Annotated in this window: 19 protein-coding genes and 1 riboswitch; of the genes, 5 read left to right on the top strand and 14 right to left on the bottom strand. The window is 71.8% G+C overall.

All coding sequences use genetic code 11. The annotated features are described in order from the left end of the window. Positions 1 to 63: 63 nt before the first annotated feature. The 6 genes from ACFYWX_RS24065 to ACFYWX_RS24040 form a co-directional block, all read right to left on the bottom strand. Complete coding sequence (locus tag ACFYWX_RS24065) at positions 64 to 1,077, bottom strand: hemolysin family protein (protein WP_389426143.1); 1,014 nt, start codon at positions 1,075 to 1,077, stop codon at positions 64 to 66. Then, positions 1,074 to 2,471, bottom strand: coding sequence for a hemolysin family protein (locus ACFYWX_RS24060; RefSeq protein ID WP_389426142.1), 1,398 nt, complete (start codon positions 2,469 to 2,471; stop codon positions 1,074 to 1,076). The genes ACFYWX_RS24065 and ACFYWX_RS24060 overlap by 4 nt, the downstream gene beginning before the upstream one ends. Before the next feature lie 172 nt (positions 2,472 to 2,643). Further along, positions 2,644 to 3,069 (bottom strand): GNAT family N-acetyltransferase, encoded by a 426-nt coding sequence (locus ACFYWX_RS24055; protein ID WP_389426141.1) that lies wholly within the window; start codon positions 3,067 to 3,069, stop codon positions 2,644 to 2,646. A gap of 57 nt (positions 3,070 to 3,126) precedes the next feature. Beyond that, a complete protein-coding gene (locus ACFYWX_RS24050; RefSeq protein ID WP_389426140.1) occupies positions 3,127 to 4,014 on the bottom strand; it encodes an LLM class F420-dependent oxidoreductase in 888 nt (295 codons plus the stop codon). Positions 4,015 to 4,060: 46 nt separating this feature from the next. Continuing rightward, positions 4,061 to 6,628 carry an ABC transporter permease gene (locus tag ACFYWX_RS24045; protein WP_389426139.1) on the bottom strand — a complete coding sequence of 856 codons (2,568 nt, stop codon included), beginning with the start codon at positions 6,626 to 6,628 and terminating at the stop codon, positions 4,061 to 4,063. 4 nt (positions 6,629 to 6,632) lie between these two features. Beyond that, a complete protein-coding gene (locus ACFYWX_RS24040; RefSeq protein ID WP_389426138.1) occupies positions 6,633 to 7,469 on the bottom strand; it encodes an ABC transporter ATP-binding protein in 837 nt (278 codons plus the stop codon). A gap of 139 nt (positions 7,470 to 7,608) precedes the next feature. Between ACFYWX_RS24040 and ACFYWX_RS24035 the strand changes: the two genes are divergently transcribed. Next, positions 7,609 to 7,836, top strand: coding sequence for an antitoxin (locus ACFYWX_RS24035; protein WP_389426137.1), 228 nt, complete (start codon positions 7,609 to 7,611; stop codon positions 7,834 to 7,836). Positions 7,837 to 7,840: 4 nt separating this feature from the next. Next, positions 7,841 to 8,215 carry a fic family toxin-antitoxin system, toxin component gene (locus tag ACFYWX_RS24030; RefSeq protein WP_389426136.1) on the top strand — a complete coding sequence of 125 codons (375 nt, stop codon included), beginning with the start codon at positions 7,841 to 7,843 and terminating at the stop codon, positions 8,213 to 8,215. Positions 8,216 to 8,231: 16 nt separating this feature from the next. Here the strand turns inward: ACFYWX_RS24030 and ACFYWX_RS24025 are convergent, their stop codons facing one another. Together ACFYWX_RS24025 and ACFYWX_RS24020 are read right to left on the bottom strand one after the other, a co-directional pair. After that, positions 8,232 to 8,918, bottom strand: a complete 687-nt coding sequence (locus tag ACFYWX_RS24025) for a class I SAM-dependent methyltransferase (RefSeq protein ID WP_389426135.1) — start codon at positions 8,916 to 8,918, stop codon at positions 8,232 to 8,234. An 80-nt stretch (positions 8,919 to 8,998) separates the two neighbouring features. Then, positions 8,999 to 9,685 (bottom strand): esterase/lipase family protein, encoded by a 687-nt coding sequence (locus tag ACFYWX_RS24020; RefSeq protein ID WP_389426134.1) that lies wholly within the window; start codon positions 9,683 to 9,685, stop codon positions 8,999 to 9,001. A gap of 115 nt (positions 9,686 to 9,800) precedes the next feature. Between ACFYWX_RS24020 and ACFYWX_RS24015 the strand changes: the two genes are divergently transcribed. Then, entirely contained in the window at positions 9,801 to 12,230 is a 2,430-nt protein-coding gene (locus tag ACFYWX_RS24015) for a LuxR C-terminal-related transcriptional regulator (protein ID WP_389426327.1), read from the top strand. A 237-nt stretch (positions 12,231 to 12,467) separates the two neighbouring features. Here ACFYWX_RS24015 and bioD read toward each other — a convergent pair whose 3' ends face one another. From bioD to bioB, 3 genes are read right to left on the bottom strand one after another with little or no spacing between them, the layout of a single operon-like run. Beyond that, the gene (bioD, locus tag ACFYWX_RS24010; RefSeq protein ID WP_389426133.1) at positions 12,468 to 13,205 is read right to left on the bottom strand and encodes a dethiobiotin synthase; all 738 of its coding nucleotides are present in this window, start codon (positions 13,203 to 13,205) and stop codon (positions 12,468 to 12,470) included. 1 nt (position 13,206) lies between these two features. Next, a complete protein-coding gene (locus ACFYWX_RS24005) occupies positions 13,207 to 14,487 on the bottom strand; it encodes an adenosylmethionine--8-amino-7-oxononanoate transaminase (RefSeq protein WP_389426132.1) in 1,281 nt (426 codons plus the stop codon). Then, positions 14,480 to 15,682 (bottom strand): biotin synthase BioB, encoded by a 1,203-nt coding sequence (gene bioB / locus ACFYWX_RS24000; protein ID WP_389426131.1) that lies wholly within the window; start codon positions 15,680 to 15,682, stop codon positions 14,480 to 14,482. The genes ACFYWX_RS24005 and bioB overlap by 8 nt, the downstream gene beginning before the upstream one ends. 147 nt (positions 15,683 to 15,829) lie before the next feature. Here bioB and ACFYWX_RS23995 point away from each other — a divergent pair, with 147 nt between their 5' ends. After that, positions 15,830 to 16,957, top strand: a complete 1,128-nt coding sequence (locus tag ACFYWX_RS23995; RefSeq protein WP_389426130.1) for an 8-amino-7-oxononanoate synthase — start codon at positions 15,830 to 15,832, stop codon at positions 16,955 to 16,957. Between the two features lie 48 nt (positions 16,958 to 17,005). Here ACFYWX_RS23995 and ACFYWX_RS23990 read toward each other — a convergent pair whose 3' ends face one another. Both ACFYWX_RS23990 and ACFYWX_RS23985 read right to left on the bottom strand, forming a co-directional pair. Further along, positions 17,006 to 17,230, bottom strand: a complete 225-nt coding sequence (locus ACFYWX_RS23990) for a DUF397 domain-containing protein (RefSeq protein ID WP_389426129.1) — start codon at positions 17,228 to 17,230, stop codon at positions 17,006 to 17,008. Between the two features lie 9 nt (positions 17,231 to 17,239). Then, the gene (locus tag ACFYWX_RS23985) at positions 17,240 to 18,097 is read right to left on the bottom strand and encodes a helix-turn-helix domain-containing protein (RefSeq protein ID WP_389426128.1); all 858 of its coding nucleotides are present in this window, start codon (positions 18,095 to 18,097) and stop codon (positions 17,240 to 17,242) included. 213 nt (positions 18,098 to 18,310) lie between these two features. Here ACFYWX_RS23985 and ACFYWX_RS23980 point away from each other — a divergent pair, with 213 nt between their 5' ends. Continuing rightward, complete coding sequence (locus tag ACFYWX_RS23980; protein ID WP_389426127.1) at positions 18,311 to 18,769, top strand: ATP-binding protein; 459 nt, start codon at positions 18,311 to 18,313, stop codon at positions 18,767 to 18,769. 171 nt (positions 18,770 to 18,940) lie between these two features. Here the strand turns inward: ACFYWX_RS23980 and ACFYWX_RS23975 are convergent, their stop codons facing one another. Further along, entirely contained in the window at positions 18,941 to 19,423 is a 483-nt protein-coding gene (locus ACFYWX_RS23975) for a C40 family peptidase (RefSeq protein ID WP_389426126.1), read from the bottom strand. A 3-nt stretch (positions 19,424 to 19,426) separates the two neighbouring features. Continuing rightward, positions 19,427 to 19,640, bottom strand: a riboswitch (cyclic di-AMP (ydaO/yuaA leader). Between the last annotated feature and the right edge of the window lie 296 nt (positions 19,641 to 19,936).

Raw genomic sequence — 19,936 nt, 5'->3', positions numbered from 1 at the left:
GTCAGAGATGGTATCCCGAGGCTCATACCCGGCGGTCGGTCGGCCCGTGTGACCCTCAGCGCCTCACGCCCGCTGCCCGAACAGCTCGCGCAGCACGTCCTCCATGGTCACCAGACCGGCCAGTCGGCCGTCGGAGCCCAGCACGGCGGCAAGGTGTGTGCGGCTGCCCCGCATCGCCGTGAGGACGTCGTCCAGGGGAGTGGCCTCCCGCACGCGGGCGATGGGCCGCATGTCCCGCAGCCGGAACGGCTCGTTCCGGGGCGAGGCGTCCAGCGCGTCCTTCACATGGAGGTAGCCCACGATCCGGCGTCCCTCGTCCACGACCGGGAAGCGGGAGAACCCGGACCCGGCCGACAGCCGCTCCAGCTGCTCCGGCGTGACGCCGACGCGCGCGTAGACCACGCGTTCCAGCGGGACCACCACATCGCGCACGGGCCGGCGGCCCAGCTCCAGCGCGTCGTGCAGCCGCTCCTGAGCCCGGTCGTCGATGAGGCCGGCCTCACCCGCGTCCTTCACGATCTGGGCCAGCTCGGCATCCGAGAAGCTGGCCGTGACCTCGTTCTTGACGTCGATCCGCATCAGCTTCAGCAGGGCGTTGGCGAAGGCGTTGATCGTGAAGATCACCGGGCGCAGTCCGCGGGACAGCGTGACCAGCGGCGGGCCGAGCATCAGCGCGCTGCGCACCGGTTCGGCGAGCGCGATGTTCTTCGGCACCATCTCGCCGAGCAGCATGTGCAGATACGTCGCCAGGGTCAGCGCGATCACGAAGGACATCGCGTGACCGGCGCCCTCGGACACGCCCACCGCGTGGAACACCGGTTCCAGCAGGTGCGCGATCGCGGGCTCCGCGACCACACCGAGCACCAGGGTGCACAGCGTGATCCCGAGCTGCGCGGCCGCCATCAGCGCGGACACGTGCTCCAGGCCCCACAGGACACTCCTGGCGCGCCGGTCGCCCTGTTCGGCGTACGGCTCGATCTGGGAGCGCCGTACGGAGATCAGCGCGAACTCGGCGCCGACGAAGAAGGCGTTGACGACGAGGGTCGCCAGGCCGATCAGCAGCTGTACGGCGGTCACCGGCCTACCTCCTTGTCGTGGTCCTTCTTGCCCTTCCTGAGGGACACCTCGCCCTTCTCAGGGGACTTCTCGTCCGGCTCGGCGGCGTCGTCGAGCGGTGCGTGCAGCAGGACGCGCGCGGCACGGCGGCCGGAGGCGTCCACGACCTCCATGTGCCATCCGGCGACCTCCAGCACGTCACCGACGGCCGGTATGCGTCCGAGCTCCGTCGCGACCAGACCGGCCAGCGTCTCGTACGGTCCCTCGGGCGGCCGTAGCCCCACGCGCGCGAGTTGGTCCATGCGCGCGGCGCCGTCGGCCGAGTACACGGCGCGGCCGTCCTCGTCCGTGCCGGCGGGGGCCAGGTCGGAGATCTCGTGCGGGTCGTGCTCGTCGCGCACCTCGCCGACGACCTCCTCGACGATGTCCTCCAGCGTCGCCACGCCCGCCGTACCGCCGTACTCGTCGATGACGACGGCCATCGTGCGCTTGCCGGACAGCCGGTCCAGGAGCCGGTCCACGGTCAGTGACTCCGGCACGAGCAGCGGCTCGCGCATCATCTCGGCGACGGACACGCGCGGGCGGCGCTCCGCGGGCACCGCCAGCACGTCCTTGATGTGGGCCGTGCCGACCACCGAGTCGAGGTTGCCGCGGTAGACGGGGAAGCGGGACAGGCCCGTCGCCCGCGTCGCGTTCGCCACGTCCTCGCAGGTCGCCTGGGCGTCGAGGGCGATGACCTGCACGCGCGGTGTCATCACGTTCTCGGCGGTCAGGTCGGCGAGGTTCAGGGTCCGTACGAACAGTTCGGCGGTGTCCGCCTCCAGGGCGCCCTGCTTGGCGGAGTGCCGGGCCAGGGCGGCCAGCTCCTGCGGTCCGCGCGCGGAGGCAAGCTCCTCGGCGGGCTCAATGCCCAGGCGGCGCACCACGCGGTTCGCCGTGTTGTTGAGGTGGGTGATGAAGGGGCGGAAGGCCGCGCTGAACCAGCGCTGTGCGTTGCCCACCCGCTTGGCCATGGGCAGGGGCGCGGAGATCGCCCAGTTCTTGGGCACGAGCTCACCGACGACCATCAGGAAGACGGTCGACAGCGCCGTACCGAGCACCAGGGCGATCGAGGACGCGGCCGTCCCCGAGATGCCGAGGGACTCCAGCGGGCCCTCGATCAGCTTGGCGATCGACGGCTCGGAGAGCATACCGACGACCAGGTTGGTGACGGTGATGCCGAGCTGGGCCCCGGAGAGCTGGAACGTCAGGTTCCGTACGGCCTTGAGGGCACCCGAGGCGCCGCGCTCGCCGCGCTCCACCGCTCGTTCGAGCTCGCTGCGCTCGACCGTGGTCAGCGAGAACTCGGCCGCCACGAAGGCACCACAGGCGAGCGACAGCAGGATCGCCACCAGGAGCAGCAGCACTTCGGTCATCGGGTCACCTCCGTCCCAGCATCGGACAGGGCAGGAAGGAACGCGCGATGTCGCGTACTACTGGGAGGCTCGCCCATGGGCGGACGCTCACACCTTTCATCGGGTCTCATCGGGAGGAACGGACGCGGTGACTGAATGCCGCCCCTCAACAGTAAAGGAGCGGCAAAGCCGGTCAGTCGGTGAGGGGCTTCACCCAGCGCCGCCACTTCTCCTCCGGCGCGTACCCCGCAGCGCGCCAGGCATGATGCGCGGTCTCGTTGTGTGTGAGCACCATCGCGTCGCCGCGCCGCCCGCCCAGCCCCACGAAGCGCTCCTCCGCCGCGGCGAGCAGGGCCGACCCGATCCCCTGGCGGCGTCGCTCCGGATGCACCGCGAGGCGGTACAGATGGCAGCGCCATCCGTCGAAGCCCGCGATCACCGTGCCCACCAGTTCGCCGCCGCTCTCGGCGAGGATCAGCGCCTCGGGGTCGCGGGCGACCAGTCGCTCCACGCCACCCCGGTCGTCGCTGATGCTTGTGCCCTCGGCGGCCGTCTTCCAGAAGGCCAGCACGGTGTCGAGGTCGTCGGGCGTCGCGGCCCGTATATGCAGATCAGACATGCGGATGAGCACATCACCCGCGCCGTGCCGGGACGCGGAATTCCAGCATCCGGACGGTCACCTGCTCCGCAGCTCCGCGATCACCGGCGCGAACGCCTCCATGTACGGCTCCAGCACGGTCAGATAGGTGAACCCGTACCGCTCCCGCTGCGCGAGCACCTGCGCGACGATCTCGTCCCGCGTGCCGACCAGCAGCAGGGGCAGCTCCAGCGCCTGCTCCAGCGTCAGGTCGGGCACCCGCTCCAGGAGAGGCTGGACCGCGGCCTCGCGGTCCTCGGTGACGACGACCATCTGCAGGAGCAGGTTCAGTTCCGCCGGCTCCTTGCGGCCCTCGGCCAGCCGCCGGTGGAGCGCCACCCGCTCATCGAGTTCGTCCGCCGTGATCGGCACCAGGCCCGTCGCGCTCTCCGGCGCCGGGCGCGCGCCCGTGAACGCGGCGATGTCGGCGTGCTCGGCGGTGAGCCGGAGCATACGGTCGCCGTTGGCGCCTATGAGCAGCGGCACCCGCGGCTTCTGCAGCGGCTGCGGCTGGTGCTGGTCGGAGGCGAGCAGCCGCTCCAGCTCCTCGATCGTGTGTCGCAGATGGTCCACGCGTTCGCCCGGTGAACCCCACGGCAGTCCTGCCGTCTCGTGCTCCGCCCGTACGTATCCGGTGCCGAGCCCGAGTTCGAGGCGCCCGCCCGTCAGCGCGTCCGTGGTCGCCACCTCGCGGGCCAGCAGCGCCGGGTTCCAGAAACCGGCGTTCAGCACGAACGTGCCCACGCGAGGGCGCTCGGTGGCCTCGGCGGCGGCCACCAGGGCCGGGAACGGCGCGGGCATGCCCAGATGGTCGGGGACCAGGATCACGTCGTAGCCGAGGTCCTCGGCCCGGCGGCACTTGGCGCGCCAGGCGTCGGCGGGCTCCTGGGTGAGCAGGCTGACTCCGAAGCGGAACGAACGCGGCATGAACTCTCCTCGGCTGTCAGCGACTTGAGCCTCCGCCGCGATTCCATCACTCGTGCGCGATCGCCGCCAGCACATTCATGCGAGATGCACGCAACGCCGGGAGCAGCGCCGCCACCACGCCCACCACCGCCGAGCCGATCACCACCGCGACGATCGTGCCCCACGGGATCGCCAGCGCCTTCATGCCCTGCAACGCCAGCACCTGCTGGGTGCACACACCCCACACCAGCCCCAGCGCGAGACCCAGGACCGCGCCGAACACCGCGATCACCACCGACTCCAGCCGGATCATCCGCCGCAGCTGCCGCCGGGCGAGCCCGATGGCCCGCAGCAGCCCGATCTCCCGGGTGCGCTCCACGACCGACAGGGCGAGGGTGTTGACCACGCCGAGCACGGCGATGACGATCGCCAGCCCGAGCAGCGCGTACACGAGGTAGAGCAGCACGGCGATCTGGTCGTGGACCAGCTTCTTGTAGTCGGCCTGGTCGCGCACCTGGACCTGCGGATACGGGTCGAGGGTCTTCTCCAGGCTCGGGCGCAGCTGGTCGGCGTTCGTGCCGGGGGCCGCGTTCACGTACAGCGCGGAGTCCTGGCCGCCCGGCACGTACTTCTCGACGGTCGCGAGCCCGAGGAACAGCCCGCCCTGCATGCCGAACCCGTCGGCGGCGTCCTGGTCGGTGAGCGCCCCCACCTTCAGCGAGGTCCTGCGGTCGCCGGGGAACTCGACCGGGAGCACGCTGCCCAGCCGCACACCGTGGTCCTCGGCGAAGTCCACGTCCATGCCGATCGCGCCGTCCGCCAGCGCCGCCGCCGAGTCGCCCTCGGTGTACGTGACATGGGCGACGTCGTCGACCCGGTCGTCGTATCCCGAGGCCGTCGTCTCGATCCGCTTGCCGTCCGGCAGCCGTACGGCGAGGGGCGCGAACCGCTGCCGTACGACGAGGCCGACGCCCTCGGTGTCGCGCACCGCGTCCGTGACCTCCCGGGAGAACGGTGTGAAGTTGGCGTTCTGGATGACGAAGTCGGCGCCGAGCGTCTTGTCGATCTGCTGGTCGAAGGACCGGGACATCGAGGCGCTCGCCACCGACATCCCGCCCACCAGCGCGAGGCCCACCATGAGCGCGGCGGCGGTGGCGCCGGTACGGCGGGGATTGCGCAGGGCGTTGCGCTGGCTCATGCGGCCGATCGAGCCGAACAGCGCGGGGAAGCCCGCGCCGAGCACCCGGATCACCGGACGCACCAGCAGCGGACCCGCGACGACGGTCGCGATCAGGGTGAGGACGACGCCGAGGCCCAGCAGGGAGGCCGCCGACGCCGTCTTCGACGCGGCCGCGCAGCCCGCGAGCGCGGCCACCCCGGCCGCCCCCACCACCGAGCCGACCACCGCGCGCACCTTGAGCGGGCGGCCCACCCCGGCGATCTCGGCGTCCGAGAGGGCCGCCATCGGCGACACGCCCGCCGCCCGCCGGGCCGGCAGGTACGCCGCCACGAAGGTGACGCCCACGCCGACCACGTACGCCGACACCGGAGTCACCCACCCGATGACCATCTCGGCGGCGTTCAGGTTCATGCCGAACACGCCCATGAGCTCGATCAGTCCGGCCGCGAGCCCGATGCCGGCCGCCAGACCCAGCGTCGAGCCGACCAGACCGAGCAGGACCGCCTCGGTGAGCACGGAGCGCCGCACCTGACGCCGGTCGGCGCCGAGGGCCCTGAGCAGCCCGAGCTCACGGGTGCGCTGCGCGATCAGCATCGAGAACGTGTTGACGATCAGGAAGACGCCCACCAGGACGGCGATCCCGGCGAAACCGAGCATCACGTACTTGATGACGTCGAGGAACCCGCCCAGGTTCTCGGCGGCCGACTTGGCCTGTTCGTCCGCCGTCTTCACGTCGTACGCGCCGGTGCCGAGGGCGGCGGTGACGCGGCCTTTGAGCTCGGCGTCGGTCACGCCCCGCGCCGCGTCCACGGAGATGCTCGTGGCCCGGTCGGCCGTGCCCAGCAGCTGCTTCGCCGCCGTCTTCGGGTCGAGGAAGACGAGGGCCGCGCCCGGGTTGGTCGTGCGGAAGGTGGCGATACCGACGACCTCGACCTTGAAGGAGCCGGGCTGCGCCAACACCGTGAGCGTGTCGCCGATCCCGACGTGCTTCTTGTCGGCGGTGTCCGCGTCGAGGAGGGCCTCGCCACCGCCGCGCGGGGCATGGCCGGACGTCAGCCGCACCGGGCTGCGGTCGGTGGGGTTCCAGTCGGTGGCGATGGTGGGCGCGCCCGTGGTCGGTCCGACCGACTTGTTCTCGCTGTCGACCACCGTGATGTTCTCGACGCCCACGTCCGGGTGGGCCGACGCGATCCCGTCGACCCGCGCCAGGCGCTCGGTGAGGGAGGCGGGCAGGGTCTGCACCGCGCCGGTCGGCACGGACGACTTCAGGTCCTGCCTCGGCTCGATCGTCACGTCGGCCGAGGTGGAGGCGAAGAGCCGGTCGAAGGTGCGAGTCACCGTGTCGGAGAAGATCAGGCTGCCCGCGACGAACGCCACGGACAGCACGACGGCCAGCGCCGACAGCACCAGGCGCCCCTTGTGGGCGAGGAAGCTCCGCAGCGTCGCCTTCAGCACGGGGTCAGTCCTTCTCGATCGTCTCGTCGAGCCGGCCGCGGACCGGATCGGAACCGGGGGTCTGGGGGCGTCCCCCGGAAAAGAGGCGCATTCGCTCCAGCACCGCCTCCGCCGTCGGCTGCTCCATCTCGTCCACGATCCGCCCGTCCGCCAGGAAGAGCACCAGGTCGGAGTGGGCGGCCGCGCCCGGGTCGTGGGTGACCATGACGACGGTCTGCCCGAGCTGGTCGACGGCCTCCCGCAGGAACGCCAGCACCTCGAGGCCGGCGCGCGAGTCCAGGTTGCCGGTCGGCTCGTCCGCGAAGATCAGCTCCGGGCGGGAGGCGAGGGCCCGGGCGCAGGCGACGCGCTGCTGCTGGCCGCCGGAGAGCTGGGTCGGCCGGTGCTTCAGCCGGTCGCGCAGCCCCAGCGTGTCGATGACCTGGTCCAGCCACTTCTGGTCGGGCTTCTGGCCCGCGATGTCCATCGGGAGGGTGATGTTCTCGACCGCGTTCAGCGTCGGGATCAGGTTGAACGACTGGAACATGAACCCGATCCGGTCCCGCCGCAGCCGGGTCAGCTCCCGGTCCTTCAGCCCCGTGATCTCGGTGTCGCCGAGCCAGACCTGTCCGGCCGAGACGGTGTCGAGGCCGGCCAGACAGTGCATCAACGTGGACTTCCCGGAGCCCGACGGCCCCATGACCGCGGTGAAACGGCCGCGCGCGACGTTCACGTCGACCGAGTCCAGGGCGAGCACCGTAGTCTCGCCCGAGCCGTACGCCTTGGTCAGACCGCGGGCGCGGGCCGCGATCCCGTCGGTCGAGGCCAGACCGGGGGCGTGCTCCGCAGCAGGTGTGGACAAGGCTGCCTCCTCGCTCGCGTGGACGTGCCGACTTCCCTGACCCAGCCGAGCGTAGTGTGACCCCGGGCACACTCGCCCCCTGAATACGGCACACCGTCACCCCTTGCCGTTGCTAGCATTCTGGCGCTAGCGTCGAGGTATGGCGAAGACCCAGCTGAACGTGCGCGTCGACGAGGGCACCGCCCGCGCCGCCCGCGAACGCGCCCTCGCGCGCGGCATGAGCGTCAACCGCTACATCGAAGAGCTGGTCAGACAGGACACCGGGGAGGTCGGCCACACCTTCGTGGAGGCCGCCGCCGACTTCATGAAGCAGTACGAGGCCGTGTTCGCCCAGGAATCGGGCACCGACCGTGAGGGTCGCGGCTGATCCCTTGAGCAGCCTCCGAATCGACCTCGCCTGGCTGTTGATGCTCGCCGAACGGATGACGCCGGGAGACCCCCAGGTCACCGACTGGGGTGCCCTCGTCGCCGCCGTCGCACGCCACCAGGCCGAGATCTTCGACGTCCCCGTCTACGACTCCCCGCACGCCCGCGCCGCCTCGCTCCTCCAACTCTTGGTCAACGTGCCGGCGTTGGAGCGCTCCAACGCCCTCTTCGCCTCCGCGGTCGCCTACGCCTACCTCGTCGCCAGCGGCCTCAAGGTCGCCACCTCGCCCGAACAGGTGCGTGACCTGGCCCGGCTGGTGAAGAGCGGCGAGGCGTCCGTCCACGACATCGCGAACGAGCTGCGCCAATGGACCGTGTGAGGTCGTACCGCGTGCGTCACGCCGTGTCCTCGCCGGGGCGCCGGGCCGTGCCCAGCACGCAGTACGAGGCCGGCGTCCTCGGCCCCTTCTCCGGCATCAGCAGTCGCCGGTAGGGGCCGAGCTCGAACCCGGCCTCCCGCAGCGCGGCGACCGGGTCCCGGGCGAGGTGACACCCACCGCTGACCGGCGGCCACACCGTGCGGTCCAGAGCGCGCTGGGTGAACCTCATGGCCCGCCCGCCGCCCCTGCCGTGCTCGAAGAACCGGACGGTGCCGCCCGGCCGCAGCACCCTGTGCACCTCGCCGAGGGTTCGCGGCACATCCCGCACACTGCACAGCACCAGCGAGAAGACCACCGCGTCGAACGCCTCGCTCTTGACCGGCAGCGCCTCCGCCGCACCCGGCACCACATCGACCGGCACCTCGGCACGCCGGGCCGCGTCGAGCGCCAACTTGCGCAGCAGCCGCTCCGGTTCGATCGCGACGACCTCCGAGACGGCGCGCGGATAGTGCCGGAAGTTCAGCCCGTTGCCCGCGCCGATCTCCAGCACCCGGCCGGACAGCCCGGCCAGCAGCCGGTCACGTACGGCGCCCAGACCGATGCGGGTCTCGGCGGCCGCGCTGGCGCGGGCGTAGTAGCGGGCGAACAGCGGGTGGTGGACGGGATCCCGTGACGCCTTACGGGCGCCGGCGGACAATGGCATGGCGACCTCCCGGGCCGGAGGAACCTGGCCTTCTACCGCGATTGTCCCCCGTACGGGTCCGCCGCACCCCCGCCGCCCGCTCATGCGACGAAGTCGCGGACCTTCTCGTAGATGCCGTGATCGTTGTTCATGTCCTGGTGCGCGACACATCCGACACCGACGTTGGTCGCGCCGCTCAGGAGCGCCGACGAGTCCGGGTCGATCGCCGCGTCGCAGTTCGACCAGTAGGACGCGTACGACACGCTGCCCGGGGTCTCGTCACCGGAGTTGAGCGCGGTGAGGAACGAACTGCCCGTATTCATCTCCGCGCAGGACGTGTACAGCCAGCCGCACAGGGAGGCGACGGAGGTGCCGTGGTTGGTGCCGGCGACGGAGACGAAGTCGTCCACGTACGCCGTCCCGCCGAGGTTCTTGAGGTAGTAGCGGCCGCTGAGGGCGCCCATGGAGTGGATCACGACGTCGACCTTGGCGGCACCGGTCTGCGCCAGCACGTTCTGCACCTTGGTGGCCAGTTGACGGGCCGTGGTCGCGTTCGACTGGCCCCAGTCGTACGACCAGGCGAACAGCTCGGACGAGGAGTAGCCGTCGGCCTTGAAGTCGGCGACCCAGTCGTCCCAGCTGCTCGATGAACTGCTGATGCCGTGGATGAAGACGATCGGGTTGTGGCCGGCCGCGTGAGCGGAGGGCGCGGACAGGGAGAGGGACAGAAGGAGCGATGCGGCCACGGCGGAGAGTGCCGTGGCGATGCGACGCTTGTGGCGCTGCATGGTGCCTCCTGACATGTGGGGTGTTCAGGAGTGTCGGAGGGGTCTACGCGCGCCGCATCGGTGAAATCGCCGGTCTTTACGTGTCAATTAACCCGCGAGTAACGTCGGTGGGGTGGTGACTCCGGTGAACCCCCCACCTCTGGACCGCACTTCGCCACCGCAGCCTCCGGACGCATGGCAGCGCCTCGCCGCCACGCTGGCCGAGGGCGTCCGGATACGGCTGCTGCGCAGCGTCCACGGCGATCCGCGCGCCGCTGCCGAACTCGCCGCGCTCCTCACCGAACGGCAGTCGGCCGGCCTCGACCCGCTCCCGACGCAGCCCGCCGAACTCGCTCCCGGGCTGCTGCGCGCACACCGCGCCGAGGTGCGGGCGCTGCCTGACGACACCCGGCTGCTGCTCCTGCTCTCCGCGGCCGACCAGTACCCGGTCGCCACGCACGCCTTCCTGCGCGCCGTCGCGGCCGCCGGCCTCGACACCCGGCCGCTGGACGCAGCCGAGACGGCCGGCCTCGCCTACGCGACCACGGGCGGGGTCCGCTTCCGGGACGCCTGGACGCGGATCGCCGCGTACGAGACGGCCTCACCCGTGGACCGGGGTGAGGCCCACCGGCTGCTGGCCCGTGTGCTCAGCGGCGCCACCGAGACCCCCCAACGGATCTGGCACCGGGCTGCCGCCGCCCTCGGCCCCAGCGCCCGCCTCGCCGCTCAGCTGGACAGGGCCGCCGACGAGTCCCGCCGAACCGGCCGCCCCACCCTGGCCCGAGCCCTCGCGGAACGCGCCGCCGCACTCACCCCCGACCCCCGCCACCGGTCCCGCCTCCTCACCCACGCCGCCGCCGACGCCTGGACCTCCGGCGACGCCGACCGAGCCCGCCACCTCGCCACCGACACCACCGACGACACCCTGACCGGCATCCTCGCCCTCCGCACGGGCAACGCGTCGGAGGCGTTCGACGCAACTCTGACAGCGGCCGTTCGGGTGGGGCGAACACCCGGGGCGCCCGCAGGGAGACGCGGAGACCACCTTCGCCCGCCGACCGCCGAGGCAGACCCTGCGGTGCAGCCGGGGCAGCCCGGCTCGGGCGATGTCATGGGCGCTGGTGCTCCGGCGGGGTCTCCTCTGCCCGGGGACGCGGCCCTGGGCCCCGGCCCGGCCCTGGGCGCTGGGGCGCGGCGTCCCCGGACGGCGGCTGCGGTGGGCGTTCCGGCGGTGGCGGGCCACCCGCTCGCGGCCCACACCCCCGACCCCGCCGCCCACCTCCTCGCCCGTGCCACCGAAGCCGCCGTCTACACCGGTGACCTGCGGCGCTGTCGGGAGGCGGTGGTCGTGGCGCGACGGGCGGGGATCGGGGTGCCGGGCACGTTGAGGGGACTGGCGGCTGCGGTGGAGGGGCGGTACGAGGATGCGCGGGATGTGCTGGAGGCGACGGCCGGGCGGTGTGGGCCGGGCGGGGACCCGACCCTGCTGATCCACGCGGGGATCGCCGCGCTGATGCTCGGGGACCACACGCGCGCCGTGACCGCCACCCTGCGCGCGGCCGGCTCCGCCCGTACACGCGGCGCGCCGGGGACCGCGGCACAGGCCATGGAGTTCCGCGCCTACGCCGACTTCTGGAGCGGACGCCCCCGCGTGGGCGAGGCCGCCGCCGCGGACGCCCTGCGCCAGGCGTACGCCACCGGCCAGGACAACGGCGCCTGCCATCTCCAGGCCGCCCTCGCCATGTTCGCGGCGATCACCGGCGACGCCGACCTGTGCCGTGAACGCGCCGCAGCCGCCCGCTCGTACGCCCTCGCCCGCGGCCTGGGCCTGCCCGCCGCGCTCGCCCAGTGGGCGCTCGCGGTCCTCGACCTCGGCGCCGGCCGGTTCGCCGCGGCCGCGGCACGGCTGCGCGCGCTCGCCGCGTTCGGCCCCGGCCACGGGCATCGCGCCATCCGTCATCTGGCCACCCCGCACTACGTCGAGGCCGCCGCCCGCACCGGCGACACCCGCATCGCCCGCGCGGCGCACGCCGACTACGACCGCTGGGCCACCGCCGTCCGCAGCCCCGACGACCTGGCCCTCAGCGCCCGATGCCGCGCCCTGCTGACACCCGGCGCCGAGGCCGTCGACCACTACCGCACGGCCCTCGACCTGCACGCCCACGGCACCCGCGACTTCGAACGCGCCCGCACGGAGCTGCTGTTCGGCGCCGCCCTGCGCCGGCTGCGCCACCGCACCGAGGCCCGCGACCGCCTGCGCAGCGCCCTGGAGGCCTTCGAGTCCTTCGGCGCTCCGCACTGCGCCGACCAGGCCCGTGCCGAACTCCGCGCTCTCGGAGCACCCGCCTCACCCGCGCGCGGCCCCGACGATCCCGCCGCCCGTCTCACCGCCCAGCAACTGCTCATCGCCCGTATGGCGGCCGACGGCGCCACCAACCGCGAGATCGCCGACCGCCTCGCCCTCAGCCCCCGCACGATCGACCACCACCTGCGCGGCGTCTTCAGCCGCCTGGGCATCCGCTCCCGGATCGAACTGGTCCGACTCCTCGCCGCGTCCGACGGCTAGTGCCCCGACAGGCAACGTTCGCCCCGTCGCGACACCCGGCACGCCCTCTCGCCGCACCGGCCGAAAACCCAAGTACATCCAGTACGAGGGCTTCCGGCCGGCACGCCGAGAGCACGCTCCCCCACTCTCGGCTTCGCTCGAGCGGGAGGGACCCCCACGACGCCGCTCCTTGACGGGCAAACGTTGCCTGCCGGGGCACTAGCGTGGGTTGCCGGGGCAGAGCGGCATACGTCCAGGTCAGTCGCGGCGCGCGCCCCCTCGGGGCGCCTCCCGCCTCCCGAACGCCGCCATGTCCCACGTCCCGTCCAGCCGTGGCGCCAGCCAACCCGGTGCCGCCGCCCGGAAGGCGGGTGGCGGGAGGGCGCCGGCGCCGGCGGGCAGCGCGCCGAGCAGGGGAGCCCCGGAAACCTCCGGCAGGTCCGCCACGTTGCAACGGGTTGCCAGGTCGGGGGAGTCGGGCCAGCTGCCGATCACCACACCCAGGAGGTCCAGTCGGCGGGAGCGCAGTTCACGTGCCGTCAGTTCCGTGGTGTTCAGGGTGCCGAGGCCCGCGGATGCCACGACGAGCACCGGTGCGCCCAGCAGCTCGGCCACGTCCGCCAGCGTGCCGCCCGCCTCGTCGAACCGTACGAGCAGCCCGCCCGCCCCCTCCACCAGCACCAGGTCGTGCTCGGTGGCCAGCTTGGCCGCGGCCTCGGCGACCTCGCCCGGAGCGACCGGAGGCAGACCGGCCCGCCGCGCCGCCGTCCCCGGCGCCAGCGGCTCGGGATACCGGGCGACCTCCTCCGCCGTCACGTCGCCCGCCAGCCGCGCGACCTCGTCGGCGTCCCCGCGCTCGTCGGGCCGTACACCCGTCTGCGCGGCCTTGAGCACGGCAACCGACCGGCCCGCCGCGAGCGCCGCAGCGGCGACCGCGGCGGTCGTGACCGTCTTGCCGACCTCCGTGCCCGTCCCCGTGATCACCAGGATCGACATGTCATCCCTCCCGCGCCGCCGCGCACACGGCCCGCGCGATCCGTGCCACGTCCTCGTCACCCGTGACGTACGGCGGCATCGTGTAGATCAGGTCCCGGAACGGCCGCAGCCACACGCCCTCGCGCACGGCGGCGTCCGTGGCGGCCCTCATGTCCACGGAGTGGTCGAGCTGCACGACGCCGATGGCCCCGAGCACCCGTACGTCCTTCACGCCCGCCATCTCGAGGGCGGGCGTCAGCCCCTCCCTGAGACCCGCCTCGATCCGCTTGACCTCGGACAGCCAGTCCTGGCCCAGCAACAGGTCGATCGACGCGCACGCCACGGCCGCCGCCAGCGGATTGCCCATGAACGTCGGACCGTGCGCCAGCACCGGCACCTCGCCGCGCGAGATCCCGTCGGCCACCCGTGCCGTGCACAGTGTCGCCGCCATCGTCAGATAGCCGCCGGTCAAGGCCTTGCCGACACACATCACGTCCGGCGTCACCGCCGCGTGCTCCGCCGCGAACAGCGCGCCCGTGCGCCCGAACCCGGTCGCGATCTCGTCGAACACCAGCAGCACGTCGTGCGCGTCGCACGCCTCCCGCAGCACCCGCAGATACGCGGGGGAGTGGAACCGCATCCCGCCGGCACCCTGCACCACCGGCTCGACGATCACCGCGGCCAGCTCGTCGGCGTGCCGCGCGATCGTCGCGCGCAACTCCTCCGCGTACGACTCCTCGTACGCGACGGGCGGCGGGCCGACGAACACCTGCCGGGGCAGCACGCCGGTCCACAGCTCGTGCATCCCGCCTTCGGGGTCGCACACCGACATCGGCTGCCAGGTGTCCCCGTGGTAGCCGCCGCGCCAGGTCAGCAGCCGCTGCTTGGCCGGGCGGCCGAGCGAACGCCAGTACTGCAGGCACATCTTGACCGCGACCTCGACGGACACCGACCCGGAGTCCGCGAGGAACACGTGCTCAAGACCGTCGGGTGAGATGTCGACAAGTCGCTTCGCCAGCCGTACGGCCGGCTCGTGGGTGAGCCCGCCGAACATCACGTGGCTCATCCGACCGACCTGCCCGCGCACGGCCTCGTTCAGCACCGGGTGGTTGTAGCCGTGGATCGCCGACCACCAGGACGACATGCCGTCGACCAGCTCGCCCGAACCGTCCGCGAGCCTCAGCCGGACCCCGCTCGCCGACTCCACGACGAGCGGGTCCACCCGGCCGGGCATCGGACCGTACGGATGCCACACATGCCGCCTGTCGAGCTCCAGCAGCTCGGATACGCCCAGCTCAGGCATTGGGCGCGAGGTCGGTACCGGCACCACGGCGGCGCACGGCGACCAGGTCCGTACGGGCCTCGTTGGCCGAAGGCGTGTCAGCGGGCGCGGAACCGCACACACCGCCACCCGCGTGAGAGCCGCAGCCCGCGCCCTCGTGCGACCCGCAGCCGCCACCGCTCTCGTGCGAACCGCAGCCCCCGCCGCCCGCGACCCGGTGCTCCGGCAGCGTCACCTCGCCCGCGCCCTCCACCTCGAACCCGGCGTCCGCGATCATCTCCAGGTCGGCCTTGCCGGCCTGGCCCTCGCTGGTGAGGTAGTCGCCGAGGAAGATCGAGTTGGCCAGGTGCAGCGCGAGGGGCTGCACCGTGCGCAGATGGACCTCGCGGCCGCCCGCGATGCGCACCTCCACGTCCGGGCAGACGAAGCGGACCATGGCCAGGATCCGCAGACAGCGCTGCGGGGTGAGGTTCCACTCCTTGGCCAGCGGGGTGCCCTCGAACGGGATCAGGAAGTTCACCGGAACGGAGTCGGGGTCCAGCTCGCGCAGCGAGTAGACCACGTCCACCAGGTCCTCGTCCGACTCGCCCATTCCGGCGATCAGCCCCGAGCACGCCGAAAGGCCCGCCGCGTGCGCCCTCTGTACCGTGTCCACCCGGTCGGCGTACGTGTGCGTGGTCGTGATGTCCGCGTACGTCCCCTCGGAGGTGTTGAGGTTGTGGTTGTACGCGTCCGCGCCCGCCTCGCGCAGCCGCTCCGCCTGGCCGTCGGAGAGCAGACCGAGACAGGCGCACACCTCGACGCCCGCGTTCTGCTCCTTGATCGTCTTGATGGTGTCGGAGACCCGGTCCACGTCACGGTCGGTCGGACCGCGCCCGCTCGCCACCAGGCAGACCCGTTTGGCGCCACCCGCCAACCCGGCCGCCGCGGCCTCGGAGGCCTGGTCGGGCTTGAGCCAGGTGTACTTCAGGATCCCGGCCTCGGAGCCGAGCCGCTGGGAGCAGTAGGAGCAGTCCTCGGGGCACAGCCCAGACTTCAGGTTGACGAGATAGTTGAGTTTCACCCGTCGCCCGAACCAGTGGCGGCGCACCTTTCCGGCCGCGGCCACCACGTCGAGCAGGTCGTCGTCGGACGTGGCCAGAACGGCCAGCGCCTCCTCGCGGGTCGGCAGCTCGCGCCGAAGCCCCTTGTCCACCAGCGTGTTCAGCAGGTCCATGAGAGCCGATCCTGTCTTACCGACCCGTTCCGGGCCAAGGAGAGTTCGTACAACAGAGGCCATTCGACGTGTGGGTATTGCCACACCATGGGTGGCGGGTCCTGCGGCTAGTGTCTGTCCACTGCCTACAAATCCCCCGGAGGGCCCATGGTGTTCGGCTGGATCGACGAGCAGGCGGAACTGCGCCGCCGGGCCGGACTCGTGCGGACCCTGCGCCCGCGTCCCGCCGACTCTCCGCTGCTGGATCTCGCGAGCAACGACTACCTGGGTCTGGCGCACCACCGGGAGGTCACCGAGGGCGCGGCGCGGGCGGCGCGGACCTGGGGCGGCGGCTCGACCGGCTCCCGGCTCGTCACGGGCACCACGGAGCTGCACACGGAGCTCGAGCGCGAGCTGGCCGACTTCTGCGGCTTCGAGGCGGCCCTCGTCTTCTCCTCGGGGTACGCGGCCAACCTCGCCGCGGTCACCGCGCTGGCCCCGCACGGCTCCCTGATCGTCTCCGACGCGGGCAACCACGCCTCGCTGATCGACGGCTGCCGGCTGGCCCGGGGCACGACGCAGGTCGTCGCGCACGCCGAGCCGGACGCCGTGCGCAAGGCGCTCCGGACGCACGAGGGCCCGGCCGTCGCCGTCTCCGACGCGGTCTTCTCGGTCGACGGCGACGCGGCCCCGCTCACCGCGCTCGCCGAGGCGTGCCGGGAGCACGGCGCGGGGCTGGTCGTCGACGACGCCCACGGCCTGGGCGTCCTGGGCGACGGCGGCCGCGGCACGCCGTACGCGGCCGGACTCGCGGGCGCCGCCGACGTCGTCGTCACGGTCACGCTGTCCAAGTCGCTCGGCAGTCAGGGCGGAGCGGTGCTCGGCCCCGCCCGGGTGATCGACCACCTGGTCAACGCGGCACGCACCTTCATCTTCGACACGGGTCTGGCCCCCGCGGCCGTAGGTGCCGCCCTCGCGGCCCTGCGGCTGCTGCGCCGCGAACCGGAGCGTGCGGCACGGGCCCGCGCGGTGGCGGCCGAGCTGCACGCACGTCTGACCGCCGCGGGTCTGGAAGCGGTACGTCCGGACGCCGCGGTGGTCTCCGTGCGCGCGCCGTCCCCGGAGGGGGCCGTGCAGTGGGCGGCCGACTGTCGGGCGGCCGGCCTCGCCGTGGGCTGCTTCCGTCCTCCCTCCGTTCCCGACGGCATCTCACGGCTCAGGCTGACCGCCCGCGCGGACTTCTCCGGGGCGCAGATCGAACGCGCTGTACGAGTGATCGGCGAGACAAGACCATGAGTCGGCGTGACACGGCCGTGGGTCGCCCCTGTTGACGGATGGAAGGGATCAGCGGAACGCGGCCGTGAAACCCGACCAGCTCTCGGGGGAGAAGAGCAGAGCGGGGCCGACCGGGTTCTTCGAGTCGCGTACGGCGAGCTGCCCGGACCATGGCCCTGTGGCCGGCCGGGCCGTCTCGACGCAGTTGTTGGCTCCCGTGCTGTAGCTGCTGCGCAGCCAGCGCACGTCGTGCAGATCGATGCTGGAAGGAACGTTCCGAGGCAGTGCAGACATAGTGCCTCCTTACGCGCCGTCACCTATCCCGGCGATGTAATCCAACGAGTCCTCGGGCGAAAGGGCGTGGATCTGAAGGGTGTTGAAGGCCTCGCTGTAGGCCCGGAGGTCTTCTTTCCGTTCGAGGTAGAGGCTACTCGTCAAGTTGTCGAGAACAACCACATCCAGGTCAGAAGTGCTCGGAAATGAGAAAATAACGAAAGGCCCGGTGACGCCGATGTGTGCCCCGGCGGTGAACGGCAGGACCTGGAGCCGTACTTGCGGCAGCCGCGCCGCCTCCACCAGGCGTTCGAGCTGCCGTGCCATCACTCCGGGCCCGCCGACCTCCCGCCGCAGGACCGCCTCGTCCAGCACCGCGCTCAGCTCCAGCGGCGGATCCGCCCGCAGCACGACCTGCCGGGCCAGCCGCACCTCCACCAGCGTGTCGAGCCGGTCGTCGGCCACGCCCTCCACGGCCGCCCGGGTCACCGCGCGGGCGTACTCGGGCGTCTGCAACAGGCCCGGAACCACCGATGTCTCCAGCGTGCGCATCGCGCCGGCCTGCGACTCCAGGCTGATGAAGTCCCGGTAGGTGGGCGGCAGCACCCCACGGTAGGCGTGCCACCAGTGGTGCCCGCCGGCGCCGTCGGAGCCCGCCAACGCGAGCATCAGCTCCCGCAGTTGGGGATCCGTCACACCGTAGACGTCCAGAAGTAACCGCACATCGGCTGGTTTCACCCCGCTGGTGCCCGTCTCGATCCGGCTCACCTTCGACTGGTGCCAGCCCACGAGACGGGCCGCCTCCCCACTGGTGAGCCCCGATTCGGCGCGCAGCGCGCGCAGTTCCGCACCCAGTTTGCGGCGGCGCACCGCGGGACCGTGCTGCATGGGTACTCCTTACTCCCAACGAGCCACCCAAATCCGTTCTGCCGTCGCAGAGTTCACCACTTCGAGCGACAGATATATGCACATCTTGGTGGATCGCCACCCGTGAGGGGTGCGGTAATGGCACTCTGGCGACGAAGCACCAGTCCGGGACCGTACTCGAATCATCCGCTCCGTGTCGGACTCGCGGTCCCGGGGGAAAGGGACGACTTCGCCATGGCAGACCTTCTGGAAGCATCCGTCACTCTGCCGAGCGATCCCGCCTCGGTCTCCGCGGCCCGGACCTTCGTGGTCGGCACCCTCGCGGAGTGGGGCCTGCCGGAGGACTCGGAGCTGTCCGACACCATCCGGCTCATCGTCTCCGAGCTCGCCACCAACGCCGTACAGCACACCTTCGGGCAGTCCCCCACCTTCACGGTGGACCTCCGCCTGGACCGAGACGAACGGGTGTCCATCGGTGTCACCGACAGCCATCCCCGGTTCCCCAAACGGCTGCCCGCCGCCGTGCAGCAGGACAACGGCCGCGGCATGGTGATCATCCGCTGGCTGACCGCGGAGTGCGGCGGCAAGCTGAGAGTCCGGCCGACCCGGGAGGGCGGCAAGACGGTCTCCATCGAACTGCCCTGGACCGTGCCGGCCGAGCCGGTGACAACGGTGGGGCAGCAGGAGCAGTGACCCAGGGCCTACGAGGGCGTCCGGTTCGTCTGCATCCACTTCTACACCTGAGTGCGGCGTGCCGCACGTCGCGCCGACGGCCCAGGGCGCCTCGTGGAGCCCTGGGAGCCGTCGGACCGGGCCGAGGACCGCTGCCGGCGTGTCAGGACGCCGGCACCGCCCCCGGGAGGGTCACTTGACCCGGCCGTACCAGACGCTCTTCGTCCAGAGCTTCTGCAGCTTCACCACGTCCCCGGTCTTCGGGGCGTGCCAGATCTTCCCCTTCCCGGCGTAGATGCCCACGTGGTAGACGCTGGAGCTGGAGGAACCCGAGTGGAAGAACACAAGGTCCCCGGCCTTGCGGCTCTTCACGGAGATGTGCCGGGTCTTGTTGTACTGCTGGGCCGCCGTCCGGGGGAGCTTCTTGCCCGCCTTCTTGAACGCGTACAGCGTGAGGCCCGAGCAGTCGAACCTCTTGGGGCCCGTGGCCCCGTACTTGTACGGCGAGCCCTTCTTGGACGCAGCGATCTGGAGCGCCTTCGTCGCAGGTGTGGCGGCCGCGGCGTCGGAGGCGAAGCCGGGGACCACGAGCGAGCCGCCAACGGCGGCGATGGTCAGGGCCGAGGCCGTGCCGGCCCGGGCCATCAGCGACGGGACACGATTGAGCGCAGTCATGCGCAACCCTTCGTCAACCGCCTGTGAAGGATGACCTGTCGGATTCGGGCTGGCGAAGTGGCCCGGCCGCGTTGCCGCGGCTTCACCCCAAGGGCTGCTCGACCCGGTCATGGCGTGACCGTTCCGGCGACCCGTCTTGCTTGGGTCCTCCACTCCTGCCGATGCACTCCTGTCGACCAGTCATCCGGGCGGCGGCAGGACTCGGCGTCCGTCCGGATCGCCCCGCCGTTGTGGCGGGGGCTTGTCGTCAGTCACGGATCTTCACTCACGAGTGTCCGAAATACCCAACGGAATCGGGGGTTTGTGGCGTTACTCACCACTCACCCGTTCGGGTGGACAGTGCGATGTTCGAGTGAGTGTCCAGGTCATGACGGGGCCTCGGACCAGCATGAAAGGCTCTCAGCCCCGCCTGACGCTACGCGCGTTGCGCAACTCGGGCGGTCCCGTAAAAGGACGTGCTTCTACTCCGAACAGGGGTACTTCATTCGGTCGGTTTGGATCCGGATCCGGACG

The organism is Streptomyces sp. NPDC002888, from assembly GCF_042888465.1.
Taxonomy (GTDB): domain Bacteria; phylum Actinomycetota; class Actinomycetes; order Streptomycetales; family Streptomycetaceae; genus Streptomyces.
Note: the sequence above shows the minus strand (reverse complement) of the source record. Positions and strands in the feature narration are given on the sequence as shown.

Bases quoted from the DNA above. Each gene is read 5' to 3' on its own strand.
- ACFYWX_RS24060 (WP_389426142.1), bottom strand. From the start codon at position 2,471: ATGACCGAAGTGCTGCTGCTCCTGGTGGCGATCCTGCTGTCGCTCGCC.
- ACFYWX_RS24055 (WP_389426141.1), bottom strand. From the start codon at position 3,069: ATGTCTGATCTGCATATACGGGCCGCGACGCCCGACGACCTCGACACC.
- ACFYWX_RS24050 (WP_389426140.1), bottom strand. From the start codon at position 4,014: ATGCCGCGTTCGTTCCGCTTCGGAGTCAGCCTGCTCACCCAGGAGCCC.
- ACFYWX_RS24035 (WP_389426137.1), top strand. From the start codon at position 7,609: ATGGCGAAGACCCAGCTGAACGTGCGCGTCGACGAGGGCACCGCCCGC.
- ACFYWX_RS24025 (WP_389426135.1), bottom strand. From the start codon at position 8,918: ATGCCATTGTCCGCCGGCGCCCGTAAGGCGTCACGGGATCCCGTCCAC.
- ACFYWX_RS24020 (WP_389426134.1), bottom strand. From the start codon at position 9,685: ATGCAGCGCCACAAGCGTCGCATCGCCACGGCACTCTCCGCCGTGGCC.
- bioD (WP_389426133.1), bottom strand. From the start codon at position 13,205: ATGTCGATCCTGGTGATCACGGGGACGGGCACGGAGGTCGGCAAGACG.
- ACFYWX_RS24005 (WP_389426132.1), bottom strand. From the start codon at position 14,487: ATGCCTGAGCTGGGCGTATCCGAGCTGCTGGAGCTCGACAGGCGGCAT.
- bioB (WP_389426131.1), bottom strand. From the start codon at position 15,682: ATGGACCTGCTGAACACGCTGGTGGACAAGGGGCTTCGGCGCGAGCTG.
- ACFYWX_RS23995 (WP_389426130.1), top strand. From the start codon at position 15,830: ATGGTGTTCGGCTGGATCGACGAGCAGGCGGAACTGCGCCGCCGGGCC.
- ACFYWX_RS23990 (WP_389426129.1), bottom strand. From the start codon at position 17,230: ATGTCTGCACTGCCTCGGAACGTTCCTTCCAGCATCGATCTGCACGAC.
- ACFYWX_RS23985 (WP_389426128.1), bottom strand. From the start codon at position 18,097: ATGCAGCACGGTCCCGCGGTGCGCCGCCGCAAACTGGGTGCGGAACTG.
- ACFYWX_RS23980 (WP_389426127.1), top strand. From the start codon at position 18,311: ATGGCAGACCTTCTGGAAGCATCCGTCACTCTGCCGAGCGATCCCGCC.
- ACFYWX_RS23975 (WP_389426126.1), bottom strand. From the start codon at position 19,423: ATGACTGCGCTCAATCGTGTCCCGTCGCTGATGGCCCGGGCCGGCACG.